Raw genomic sequence first — 12,172 nt, 5'->3', positions numbered from 1 at the left:
GGATCGTGCCCATATCTACGTTGACCGCGACGCTTGGCATCGACGTGGGCACCACGAATACCAAGGTGGTGCTCGCCGCCTGGGGGGCCGCGGGCGTGCGCGTCGTCGCCAAGGTCACCGAACCGACACCCGGCACGCTCGGCGACATCGAGCATGCGGTCGCCCGGTGTGTGCGCCGCTGCCTCGGCACCGCGCCGATCGCACCCGACGCCGTGGCGGTCTCTTCCATGGCCGAGACGGGCGGGCCGGTGGACTGGCGTGACGGCACCGCCCTGGGCCCGCTCGTCGGCTGGGCCGACGACCGTGCCCGCTCCGTGCTCCCGCAGCTCGAAGCCGCGACCGACCCGGGCGAGCTGTACCGGGAGACCGGCGTAGCCTTCGGCCCCAAGCCACCGCTGGCCAAGTGGGCGTGGTTCGCCCAGACCATGCCGGAGGCGTGGCGCCACGCACGCTGGGTTGGCGTCGCGGACCTCGTGGTGCACGCGCTGACGGGCCGGTACGCGACGGATCACACCCTCGCGGGCCGCACGGGCGCGTTCGGGCTCGACGCGGACCAGTTCGACGCCGACCTGGTCGCGCTGGGTGGTCTCGACCTCTCGCGCCTGCCCGACGTGCTGCAGCCGCGCGAGGCGGCAGGCACCGTACGCCCTGGGGCGCTCGACGGCGCCCTGCCGGCCGGGATCCCGGTCTTCGTCGCCGGGCACGACCATGCCGTCGGAGCCCACGCGGTCGGGGTGCGCACGCCAGGGAGCGTCGCCGACTCACTCGGCACCAGCGAGGCCGTGTACGCCGTCGTCGGCGCTACGACGCCTCAGGACCGAGACCGCTGGGGTGGGCACGGCATGTCGGTGGTGCGCACCATCGCCGGTGACCAGCACGCCGTGATTGCCGCATCGGCCAGCGCGGGCGGCCTGGTCGCGTGGTGGTGCGAGAGCCGCCCGGGGACGACGCCCGACGAGCTCTTCGACGGCCTTGACCGCGACGCCCCGACCGGGGCGTTCGCCCTGCCGTACCTGCGCGGACGTCAGGCACCGTTCCCCAACCCCGACGCCCGGTTCGCGCTGCTCGGCGCGGACGAGCACGCGCCGGACGCCGTCCTTACCGAGGCGCTGTTGCGCGGGCTGGTGCTGCAGGCGCGCTGGCTTGCCGAGGTCGCTGTCGGCGGCCGGCCGCGCGAGTCGGTGCTGCTGGGCGGCCCCACCCGGAACGCGGCCTGGGTACGCCGCAAGGCGGAGCTCACACCGTGGGCCACGCGCCGTGCGACTCAGCCCGACGCCGTCGCCCTCGGCGCCGCCCTGATTGCCGCCGAGAACCTGGGCATGGAGAGCGGGGGTATCGAGAACACGGGCATCGCCCTGGCCCCGCTGCCCTCCGAGCCGGTGGCCGCCACCCCCGACCCCCGTCTCATCGAGCTGTACGAAGCCTTCGTCACCGCGGCCCTAGGCGCGCCGCACACGTCGCCCCCCGACCGGTGACCCCGGTCCGACACCTGCCAAGGAGCACCATGACCACGCTCGATGCACTCGCACGCCGCACCGGGACCTTCGCGATGATCGCCATGGACCAGCGCGAGTCCCTGCGCGGGATGTTCGCCGCCGCCGGGAAGGGGGTGGTGGCCGACGACGTCCTGGTCGACTTCAAGCGGGCCGTCGCGCGCGAGCTGACCCCGCACGGGTCGGCCTTCCTCGTCGACCGGGACTTCGGGCTGCGCGGCATCGTCGACGACGGGCTCGTGGCACCGTCGTGCGCCGTCATCGCTGCCGCCGACGCGCTCACCATGACCCCCGAGGGCATCGTGGGGGAGACGGCGCTCGACGCCGTCGTCGTCGGCGACGACTTCGACCTAGCCGGGGTCTCGGCGATCAAGCTGCTGGTGATCTGGCGGCGTGACGAGCTCCGCGAGGCCCGGGTCGAGCTCGCGCGCGAGTTCATCGCGGCCGCGCGGCGCCTGGGCCTGGTGTCGGTGCTGGAGCCCGTGGTCCGGGCCACCCAGGCCGAGGACGCAGCGGGCGGCTTCGACCAGTCGGAGGCCATCCGGGAGGCCGCGCGCGAGCTGTCGGCGCTCGGGCCGGACCTGTACAAGGTCCAGATGCCGCTCGCCGGCAAGGGCGACCACGACACCCTCGTGGCCGAGTGCCGGCTCCTGAACGACGCCATCGCCACACCCTGGGTGATCCTGTCGCAGGGCGTCGCGATCGACGACTTCGCCGGTGCCGTGCAGGCCGCCTGTGCCGCAGGAGCCAGTGGGTTCCTCGCCGGGCGCGGCCTGTGGTCCGACGTCGTCGGCGCCGACGACCTCGACGCGCGCCTGCGCGAGGTGTCCGTGCCCCGCCTGCAGGCCCTGGGCGAGCTGGTCGACGCCCACGCCCGGCCGTGGCGCGTGGCCGCCGCCGACAAGGGTCTCGTGGCGAAGGACGCCGACCGATGACCCGCGTCGGCCTGCTGCACACGGTGCCGGCGCTCGCGCCCGGCTTCGACGAGCGCGTCCGCGCGGCGGTCCCCGGCAGCGACGTCGTCCACCTGGTGCAGGCACAGTTGCTGTCGCTCGCGGTGGCGCAGTCGCCCGACGTGCCCGAGCTGACGCGGGCGGCGTGCCGCGCGCTGGTGGGCCTCGACTGCGACGCGATCCTCGTGACGTGCTCCTCGATCGGAGAGGTCGCCACTACGTCGATCCGCGAGGGCGCCACATCACAGGACGCGGATCTGCCCGTCCCGGTGCTGCGCGTGGACGCTCCGATGGCCGCCGAGGCGGCGCGCATCGCCGCCGCGGCCGGGCCTGGGAGCCGGATTGTCGTCCTGGCCACCCAGCCGTCCACGCTCGGCCCCTCGGGCCGGCTCGTCACCGACGCGGCCACCCGCCGCCCCGAGGACCGGCTGTCGGTCGACACCGTGCTGGTCGAGGGCGCCGCCGCGGCGCTCGCGCGCGGCGAGCGGCCCGAGCACGACCGCCTGCTGCTCGCCGCCGCGGCCGAGGCCCAGGAGCGCTGCGCCGTCATCGTGCTCGCCCAGGCCTCGATGGTCGCGGCCTTCGACGGGGCCGACGTGAGCGTGCCGGTGCTGTCGTCGCCCGAGTCCGGCGTCGCCGCGCTGGCCGCGTTGCTGGCCGAGCAGGGGGACGGGTCGTGACCGGCGTCGACATCCTGGTCTACGCCGACCGGATCGGCGGGGACCTGCGCGCGCTGCGCGAGCTGCTGACCACCGAGCTCGTCGGCTTCGCCGGGGTCCACATCCTGCCGTTCTTCACGCCGTTCGACGGCGACGACGCCGGGTTCGACCCCACCGACCACACGGTGGTCGACTCCCGCCTGGGCACCTGGGCCGACGTGCGGGCGCTCGCGGACGACGGGTTCGAGGTCACGGCCGACCTCATCGTCAACCACGTCTCGGCCGACTCGCCCGAGTTCCGCGACTGGCTCGCCCAGGGAGCGCACTCGGAGCACGAGGGCATGTTCCTCACGTTCGACCGGGTGTTCGGCGGGCACGCGACAGAGGCCGGGATCACTGCGTTCTACCGCCCGCGGCCGGGCCTGCCGTTTACCGCGTACCAGCAGGCCGACGGGACGCGCCGCCTCGTGTGGACGACGTTCATGCCGTCCCAGGTCGACCTCGACGTCCAGCACCCCGCCGGGGAGGCGTACCTGCGGCGCGTGATCCGCACGCTCGCCGACGGCGGTGTGCGCACCGTGCGCATCGACGCCGTCGGGTACGCGATCAAGACCGTCGGCACGGACTCCTTCATGACCGACGAGACGCTCGAGTACGTCCGCCACCTGGCTGCGCTGTGCCACGAGGCGGGAATGCGCGTCCTGGTCGAGGTGCACGCGCACTACACCCAGCAGCAGCGCATCGCACCGCTGGTCGACCTGGTCTACGACTTCGCGCTGCCCGCCCTGCTGCTGCACTCGCTCGTGGCGCGGACTTCGGACCGGCTCGCGCGCTGGCTCGACATCCGGCCGGCCAACGCGATCACCGTGCTCGACACGCACGACGGCATCGGGATCATCGACGCCGGCCCCGTCACGACGGGCGGGCGGGAGCTACCAGGCCTGATCGACCACGCCGAGATGGCGGCGGTCTTCGCCGCCGCGAGTGCGGCGACCGACGGGGAGTCCGACCGGGCATCGGTCATCCCGGCGTGGTGCGACCTGCCGCACCAGATCAACGCGACCTTCTACTCAGCGCTCGGGCGCGACGACGACGCCTACCTGCTGTGCCGGGCGGTCCAGCTCTTCGTGCCCGGCGAGCCACAGATCTACTACGTGGGCCTGCTCGCGGGCGTCGACGACGTCGACCTGTGGCGTTCGACCGGCCAGGGGCGCGACATCAACCGCCACCGGTATACGCACGCCGAGGTGGTCGAGGCGCTCGACCGGCCCGTGGTGCGCGCGCTGCGTGGGCTGGTGCGGCTCCGGTCGCGGCACCCGGCCTTCGGCGGCGAGTTCTCGTGGCGTCAGACGGGAACCGCAGGCCTGGAGCTCGACTGGGTGAACGGCGACGCCGGCGCGGTGCTCACGGTCGACCTGGCCGAGCGGCACGTCGAGATCGTGCTGCGCGACGCCGACGGACAGCGGCGGCTCACCGGGGTCGAGGAGATCATCGATGCTTGAGCCGGGCGCCGCCCTCGACGACGGGCCGCTCTCCAGCCTCGAAGGATGCGTTGCCGCACTGGCCGACGGGCGTGTCACCTCGCAGGATCTCGTCCGTCGTGGCCTCGACCGCATCGAGCGGTTCGACGGCCCGGACGGCCTGAACGCCGTCATCGCCGTGGCGCCCGACCCGCTGGCGGAGGCTCGCGCTGCGGACGAGCGGCGCGCCCGCGGGCAGGCACGGGGCCCGCTCGACGGCGTGCCGTTCACCGTCAAGGACTGCATCGAGGCGCGGGGGATGCCCACCACCCACGGTTCGAGGCTGTTCGAGCACTGGGTGCCGAGCCAGGACGCGCCCGTGGTGGCACGCCTGCGTGAGGCCGGGATGGTGGCGCTCGCAAAGGTGTCGCTGGACGACTTCGCTGCCGCCTGCTGGGGTGAGTCCTCGATCCTCGGGCCGATGCGCAACCCCTACGACCCGGCCCGCACGGTGGGCGGGTCGTCCGGCGGGGCTGCGGTCACCGTGGCGGCCGGGTACGCCCCCCTGTCTCTCGGCACCGACACAGGGGGGTCGCTGCGCATCCCCGCAGCGTTGTGCGGGGTGGCGACACTGCGTCCCAGCACCGGGGTGCTTCCCCTGGACGGGGTGTTCCCGCGGTCGCCCTCGCAGGACACCGTCGGCCCGATGGCGTCGAGCGTCGCGGGCCTGGCGATGGCCTTCGACGCTCTGCGGGACCTGCCCGTGCGGTCCGCGCCGTCGTCGGCGCCGGTGCCGACCGGCCTGCGGCTCGGGATCGTCGAGGGCGGCCTGGCGATCTGGGGAGACGACCCGGAGGGGCCGGTCCTGCGTCGCTTCCGCGAGCTGGTCGACGCGCTGCGCGCCAGCGGGGTCGACGTCGGCCAGGTCCCGGCGCCGCCGCGCGAGCTGCTCGACGCCTCCGTGGCGATCAACGCCGAGGCGCGTCAGGCGGTCGACGCCTACCTGGCGCGCGGGGGCATGCCCACCCGTGACTTCGACGACCTGCTCGCCTCGGGCGCCATGACCGAGAACGCGCTGCTCACCTTCACGCGGCACGCGGCGGTCGAGCCCGACGAGGCTGCGACGGCTCAGGTGTACGAGCGTCGTCGTGAGCTGCGGGATGCCACGCATGCCCTGCTGCTCGACCAGCGCCTCGACGCCGTGATGTACCCCAGTGTGCAGCGTGTGCCGACCTGGCTCGGCCAGGAGCAGGCGGGCGTGTTCACCCGCTGGTCGGAGCACACCGGCTTTCCCGCCGTCGCCGTCCCCATGGGGATGGTCGACACGGGCGAAGGGCCCTGCTCGACCGAGTTGCTGGGGTTGGGCGGCGACGACGACCGGCTTCTCGACGTCGCCCGGGCCGTGGAGGCCGTCGCCCAGACTCTCTCAAGAACGACGAGGTAACGGACGTGCGCGCGATCATGCTGATGTTCGACACCCTCAACCGGCGGTACCTCCCGCTCGATGGGTCGACCGAGGTCAACGCGCCCCACTTCGAGCGCCTCGCGCGCGAGACTGTCACGTTCGACACCTGCTACGCGGGGTCGATGCCCTGCATGCCCGCCCGGCGTGAGATCCACACGGGCAGGTACAACTTCCTGCACCGCTCCTGGGGTCCTCTCAGGCCGTTCGACGACTCGGTGCCGGAGATCCTCTCGAAGGCGGGCGTCTACACCCACCTGGTGACCGACCACTACCACTCTGTTCGACCTGCAGGAAGACCCGGGGCAGACGCAGCCTCTGGTCAACCGTGAACTGGAGCAGCGCATGGCCACGATGCTGGTCGAGCAGATGCGGGCCGCGGACGCTCCGCCTTCGCAGTTCGAGTGCCTGGGGCTGCCCGCCGAGGGCCAAGTCACCGCCGAACACCTGCTCACCGAACCCCAACGCCACCTGGTGGAGGCCTCGATGCACCCCTTCCCGCGGCTGGCCGACGTGACCTCCCGGTTCCCGGACCTCGTGCGCCCGCTCGGCGAGCTGCTCGACGACCCGAAGGCCCGCGACGTCGTCCTGGAGTACCTGCCGTGGCTGCGCAACGAGACCTTCGCCCACCGGTCGGCCGGCACGAGCATCTATCCCCTCGCCGCAGCCACCCTGGGCATCACCGCCGACATGGTCGAGGCTCTCGGCACCGCGCTCACCCCGACCCCCGCCCGACCCGACGGAAGCCACCATGACTGACACCACCAGCCCGCTGGACGCCGGACCCCTGTCCACCGTGGAGGGCTGCGCGGCGGCGCTCGCCGACGGCAGCGTCACGGCGGTCGGCCTGGTCCGGCGGGGCCTCGACCGCATCGAGCGATTCGATGGGCCCGACGGCCTGAGCGCCGTCATCACCGTCTCGCCCACCGCCCTCAACGAGGCCCGCGCGGCCGACGAGCGTCGCGCGCGGGGCGAGGCGAGGGGTCTGCTCGACGGTGTGACCTTCACCGTGAAGGACAACATCGAGGTCGCGGGCATGCCCTGCACCCACGGGACGGCGTTGTTCGCCGACTGGGTCCCCGAGCACGACGCTCCGGTCGTGGCGCGGCTGCGCGCGGCCGGCATGGTGATGCTCGCCAAGGTGTCGCTCGACGACTTCGCCGGCGCGAGCATGGGCAAGTCGTCGATCCGCGGCTGGATGCGCAACCCGCACGACCCCGCCCGTACTGTGGGCGGGTCGTCGGGCGGGTCGGCCGTCGCCGTCGCGGCGGGCTACGCTCCGCTGTCGCTCGGCACCGACACGGGCGGGTCGCTGCGCATCCCCGCTGCCCTGTGCGGGGTCGGCACGCTGCGGCCCACCAACGGGGAGCTCCCGCTCGACGGGATCTTCCCGCGGTCCCCGTCGCAGGACGTCGTCGGGCCGATGGCGCTGACGGCTGAGGGGCTCGCGATGTCGTTCGCGGCCCTGTCAGGATCTGCGGTGCCCCCGGCCGCCGCGCCGCCCGACCTGAGCGGCCTGCGGCTCGGCGTCGTTGAGAGCGGCCTCGCCGTCGACGGGGACGACCCCGACGGCCCTGTGCTGCGCCGCTTCCACAAACTCGTCGAGGCGCTGCGTTCCGCCGGTGTCGGCATCGTCGCGCTCGAAGCCCCGCGCGACGACCTCGAGGCGACGTCGATCATCGCCATGGAGGCTAGGACCGCCATCGACGCGTACCTGGCCCGCCCGGGCATGCCCGTCGGCAGCTTCGAGGAGCTGCTCGACTCCGGTCCCATGACCGAATACGTCCGCATCGGGCTCGAGTGGGAGCGTGTCCCGCTGCCCGACGCCGATGCCCTCGCCCGACGACGCGGATGTCGTCACGAGCTCCGGGAGAAGACCCAGGCGCTCATGGCGGCCCACGGGCTGGACGCCATCCTGTACCCGACCGTCCAGCAGGTGGCCACGTGGATCGGCGAGGTCCAGCACGGGGCGCACACCCGCTGGTCGGAGCACACCGGGATGCCCGTCGTCGTCGTGCCGATGGGCGTCGTCGACACCGGCGAGGGGCGGTGCGCCGCCGACCTGCTCGGGTTCCACGGCCGTGACACGGAGCTGCTCGATGTCGCCCGCGCCGTCGAGCGCGTCGCCGCGACGCTGCCCGGACGCATCTGACCCATGTCCGTGTCCCCTCCAGCCCGCCTGCGCCACATCCCGTTCGCGGTGGTGGCGAAGCCGACCGGTGCCGCGTGCAACCTGGACTGCACCTACTGCTTCTTCCTGTCCAAGGAGCTGCTGTATGACGCCACCGGGCCAATCAGCGAGGCGCAGTGGATGAGCGAAGCGGGGCTGGAGACGTACCTGGCCAACCTGCTCGCCTCCCACCCCGACGGGCCGGTCGACATCGCGTGGCAGGGCGGGGAGCCGACGCTGCACGGGCTGCCGTTCTTCCGCCGCGCTGTCGAGCTCGCCGAGCGGCTGCGCCGCCCGCGCCAGGAGGTGCAGCACGCGATCCAGACCAACGGCACGCTGCGCGGCGACGCCTGGGGCGAGTTCCTGGCCGAGCACCGGTTCCTCGTCGGCCTGTCGGTCGACGGCCCGGCCCGTCTGCACGATGCGTGCCGCGTCAGCAAGGCGGGCCGCGGGACGCACCACAGGTCGTGCGCGGGTGGGAGGAGGTGCTGCGACGGCACGACGTCGAGACCACCATCCTGTGCACGGTCAACGCCGCCAACCAGGACCACCCGCAGGAGGTCTACCGGCACCTGCGCGACGACCTCGGCGCCCGGTACCTGCAGTCCGTCCCCGTCGTCGAACGCGTCCCTGCCGAGGCGTTTCCTCTGGCCGAGCAGGGGTGGCGCCCAGCACGCAAGGTCCCCGCGCGGTGCTGTACCAACAGCACGGCGACCGGGTCACGTCCCGCAGCGTCGACCCCATCGCCTACGGCGACTTCCTCGTCGCGATCTTCGACGAGTGGTCGGCCCCGACGTCGGGGAGGTGTTCGTGCAGGACTGCGACGTCGCCCTCGGGGACCTGTTCGGCCGCTACTCGCTGTGCGTGCGCACCCCGCAACGCGGGACCGCGACGGCCGTCGAGCACAACGGCAACGTCTACGCGTGCGACCACTACGTCGAACCCGACTACCTGCTCGGGAACGTCGCCACCGACCGCCTCGCCGACCTGGTGCTCAGCCCCGCCCAGCGCCGGTTCGGCCACGCCAAGTCCGCGGCGCTGCCCGGCCAATGCCGGGCCTGCCCCGTGCGCTGGGCCTGCCACGGCGGGTGCCCCAAAGACCGGTTCGACACTACCCCCGACGGCGAGCCAGGCTTCAACTACCTCTGCGCGGTCTACCACCGCTTCTTCACCCACGCCCAACCCACCCTCGAGAGGATCGGCCGGCTCCTGCGCTCCGGGCGACCGGCGTCGGACATCATGAGCACCCACCAGACCGGCTCGACGACATGACCGACCAGCCTCCCGAACCCCGACACCGGCGCTTCCCCCGGACCGTCTACCGTCCTGGCACCGAGCCGGACGCCCGCTTCTCGCTCGCCAACGAGCGCACCTTCCTCGCCTGGATCCGCACCGCCCTCGCCCTGCTCGTCGGTGGCGTCGCGCTCAAGGCCGCCGACCTCGGCCTCCACCCCGGGCTCCGGCTCGCGGCCTCGCTCGTCCTGCTCGTCGCGGGGCTCCTGGCACCCGCGCACGCCGCCATCGGCTGGGCACGCACCGAATGCGCCCTGCGACGCGCCACCTCTCTGCCCTCCGCCGCGCTCGCCCTGACTGCGGCCACCGTCATCGGCGTCGTCGGCGTGCTCCTGCTACTGGGCTCCCTGCTGGCATGACACCCGCCGACCCCGACCGCACGCTGTACGACGTCGGGCTCCAGCCCGAACGCACCGCCCTCGCCTGGCGGCGCACCGGACTCGCCCTCACCGTCGCCGGGTTCGCCGCACTCCGGGCGCTGCCCGACGCCTTCGGACCCTGGGCACTGATCCCAGCGACCGCCGGACTCGTCGCTTCGCTGACCGTCGTGCTCGCGCAGCATCGCTACCGCGTCACTCACCGGACCCTCACCCGCGGCGACGCCGGACACGCGACCCAGATCTCCGGCCTGATCCCGGTGCTCGTCGCCACCCTCGTCACCGGCGGTGGAGTCGCCGAGCTCGCCCTCGTAGTCGCTAACTGGGCGCCCTGACAGACAGGTCGTCGTGCTCTTTCGTCGGCATGCCTCGGCGCCGCCGCAGCAGCACCACCCGCCCCTCCCGCACACATCCACGCACCACCCTCAGGAGCACCGGTTCACCGTGCAGAACCTCACCGTCGGCCCACCCACCCGACTCATCCTCCGCTTCACCGTCCCCCTGCTGATCGGCAACCTCTTCCAGCACCTCTACGGGTTCACCGACGCCGCCGTTGTCGGCCGCCTCCTCGGCTGGGAAGCGCTCGCAGCCGTGGGCGCCTCGGGCAGCCTGATGTTCTTGCTCATGGGCTTCTCCTGGGGGGCGTCGGCCGGCCTCGCGATCCCCGTGGCGCGGGCGTTCGGGGCGGGCGACGATGCCGGTGTGCGCCGCGCGGTGTCCGCCGGCGCCTACATCTCGGCCGCCATCGGCGCGGTGGTCACCGTCGCTGGCGTCGTCTTCGCCCGCGACCTGCTGCGTCTGCTCGGCACGCCGCCCGAGCTCATCGATATGTCCGCGACTTACCTGGCGATCACGTTCGCGGGCGCGGGGGTGACCGTGGCGTACAACTTCCTGGCCTCGACCATCCGTGCGCTCGGCGACCCGACGACGCCGCTGTACTTCCTGATCACGTCCTCGCTGCTCAATGCGGTTCTCGTCGTGCTGTTCGTCGGCGGGTTCGGATGGGGCGTCGCGGGCGCTGCGGCGGCGACCATCATCGCCCAGGGAGCCGCCGTCGCCGCGTGCTTGGTGCTGGTCCGACTCCGGATGCCCGCGCTGCACCTGACGCGCGGCGACTGGGCCGCGGGCCGGCGGGCCCTCGGGGAGCCGGCCCGTGCTGGCCTGCCCATGGGTCTGCAGACGTCCGTCATCGCCATCGGCGGCGTCGTGCTGCAGGTCGCGGTCAACGGGCTGGGCGCGACCGCCGTCGGAGCCTTCACCGCGGCCATGCGCGTGGACACTCTCGCCGTCGCCCCGCTCGGCTCGTTCGGCGTCGCGATGGTCACCTTCGTGGCGCAGAACCGCGGGGCGATGCAGTGGCGGCGCATCCGGCTGGCAGCCTTCCGGATCAGCGTCGTCGCGACGGGTGTCGCCGTCGTGCTCGGGCTCGTGCTGGTCGTGTTCGCAGAGTCGATCATCGGCGTGTTCGTCGGCCCGGACCAGCACGAGGTCGTTGCGAAGGCGCGGACCTACATCGTCATCAACGGGGCCCTGTACTGGGTGCTCGCGCTGCTGTTTGTGCTGCGCAACGTCGTCCAGGCGATGGGGATGTCGACTGTGCCGACCATCGCGGGCGCCCTGGAACTCGTCATGCGTGCCGCCGCGGGACTGGTGCTGGTCCGCTACCTCGGCTTCGCTGGCGCGGCCTGGGCCGCACCCCTCGCGTGGATCGGCGCACTGGTGCCGGTGGCGTTCGCCTGGTGGCGTCAGCGCAGGCTGTTGTTGGACCGCGAGCGGCTCGACGACCTTCCCGCAGGGGCGGCGGCTGACGCGGCGACCTGACCTGTCAGTGGACCAGTTGCGGCACCCGCGGAGCGGAGACGGCGAACCCTCACTTCGTCGAGGCCCGAGCCAGGCTCGCGCTCGCGGACTCGTGGTCGGTGTTCGTCTGGATCACCCGGGCGGGGTTGCCGGCGGCCCCGACGTTCGCGGGAACGTCCTTGGTCACGACCGCCCCGGCGCCGATCACCAGACGATCACCCCACCACCGGCCAGACGTTGTTGCCGATGGTGATGGGCTTCGCGGGATCGAGCAATGGGTTCGACGCGGGGCAGCGGGCGGCTCTCGAACGGCTCGGGATCACCCGTGTGCCGGGTAGTGGCAAGTTGCACGCCGAGGAAGAGTTGCTTCAAGGTGTTGAGGATCTGCAGCGAGTCGGAACGTCCGTAAGGGCGCCCTGCGGCCCTGTGGAGCACAACGGCTTCGGGTCAGAGTTCCGGGTTGCGATGTGGTTGATGCCGCGAAGGTTGGAGGACCGGCGGATCG

12 protein-coding genes and 1 pseudogene are annotated in these 12,172 nt (G+C 72.9%); 12 read left to right on the top strand and 1 reads right to left on the bottom strand.

Annotated features, from left to right (window positions below):
* Positions 1-20 precede the first annotated feature (20 nt).
* From ET471_RS17710 to ET471_RS17655, 12 genes are all read left to right on the top strand, one after another.
* On the top strand, positions 21-1,475 hold the full coding sequence (locus ET471_RS17710; RefSeq protein WP_129190533.1) for an FGGY-family carbohydrate kinase: 1,455 nt from the start codon (positions 21-23) through the stop codon (positions 1,473-1,475).
* Between the two features lie 29 nt (positions 1,476-1,504).
* The gene (locus ET471_RS17705) at positions 1,505-2,428 is read left to right on the top strand and encodes a hypothetical protein (RefSeq protein WP_129190531.1); all 924 of its coding nucleotides are present in this window, start codon (positions 1,505-1,507) and stop codon (positions 2,426-2,428) included.
* Positions 2,425-3,126 (top strand): arylsulfatase, encoded by a 702-nt coding sequence (locus ET471_RS17700; protein ID WP_129190529.1) that lies wholly within the window; start codon positions 2,425-2,427, stop codon positions 3,124-3,126. The genes ET471_RS17705 and ET471_RS17700 overlap by 4 nt, the downstream gene beginning before the upstream one ends.
* On the top strand, positions 3,123-4,607 hold the full coding sequence (gene gtfA, locus ET471_RS17695) for a sucrose phosphorylase (RefSeq protein ID WP_129190527.1): 1,485 nt from the start codon (positions 3,123-3,125) through the stop codon (positions 4,605-4,607). The genes ET471_RS17700 and gtfA overlap by 4 nt, the downstream gene beginning before the upstream one ends.
* Positions 4,600-6,009, top strand: a complete 1,410-nt coding sequence (locus ET471_RS17690) for an amidase (RefSeq protein WP_129190525.1) — start codon at positions 4,600-4,602, stop codon at positions 6,007-6,009. Before gtfA ends, ET471_RS17690 begins: the two co-directional genes overlap by 8 nt.
* A 5-nt stretch (positions 6,010-6,014) precedes the next feature.
* Entirely contained in the window at positions 6,015-6,359 is a 345-nt protein-coding gene (locus tag ET471_RS17685; protein ID WP_129190523.1) for a sulfatase-like hydrolase/transferase, read from the top strand.
* A gap of 13 nt (positions 6,360-6,372) precedes the next feature.
* Positions 6,373-6,786 carry a hypothetical protein gene (locus tag ET471_RS17680; RefSeq protein WP_129190521.1) on the top strand — a complete coding sequence of 138 codons (414 nt, stop codon included), beginning with the start codon at positions 6,373-6,375 and terminating at the stop codon, positions 6,784-6,786.
* On the top strand, positions 6,779-8,179 hold the full coding sequence (locus tag ET471_RS17675) for an amidase (RefSeq protein WP_129190519.1): 1,401 nt from the start codon (positions 6,779-6,781) through the stop codon (positions 8,177-8,179). The genes ET471_RS17680 and ET471_RS17675 overlap by 8 nt, the downstream gene beginning before the upstream one ends.
* A 3-nt stretch (positions 8,180-8,182) precedes the next feature.
* Complete coding sequence (locus ET471_RS17670; RefSeq protein ID WP_207207302.1) at positions 8,183-9,469, top strand: radical SAM/SPASM domain-containing protein; 1,287 nt, start codon at positions 8,183-8,185, stop codon at positions 9,467-9,469.
* Positions 9,466-9,849, top strand: coding sequence for a YidH family protein (locus ET471_RS17665; protein WP_129190517.1), 384 nt, complete (start codon positions 9,466-9,468; stop codon positions 9,847-9,849). Before ET471_RS17670 ends, ET471_RS17665 begins: the two co-directional genes overlap by 4 nt.
* Positions 9,846-10,202, top strand: coding sequence for a DUF202 domain-containing protein (locus ET471_RS17660; protein ID WP_129190515.1), 357 nt, complete (start codon positions 9,846-9,848; stop codon positions 10,200-10,202). The genes ET471_RS17665 and ET471_RS17660 overlap by 4 nt, the downstream gene beginning before the upstream one ends.
* Positions 10,203-10,311: 109 nt before the next feature.
* Positions 10,312-11,688, top strand: coding sequence for an MATE family efflux transporter (locus tag ET471_RS17655; RefSeq protein WP_129190513.1), 1,377 nt, complete (start codon positions 10,312-10,314; stop codon positions 11,686-11,688).
* 49 nt (positions 11,689-11,737) lie between these two features.
* Here the strand turns inward: ET471_RS17655 and ET471_RS18900 are convergent.
* Positions 11,738-11,930 (bottom strand): annotated as a pseudogene (locus ET471_RS18900) (hypothetical protein); the annotation flags it as partial.
* Between the last annotated feature and the right edge of the window lie 242 nt (positions 11,931-12,172).

The sequence above is a fragment of the Xylanimonas protaetiae genome (genome assembly GCF_004135385.1).
GTDB lineage: Bacteria > Actinomycetota > Actinomycetes > Actinomycetales > Cellulomonadaceae > Xylanimonas > Xylanimonas protaetiae.
Note: the sequence above shows the minus strand (reverse complement) of the source record. Positions and strands in the feature narration are given on the sequence as shown.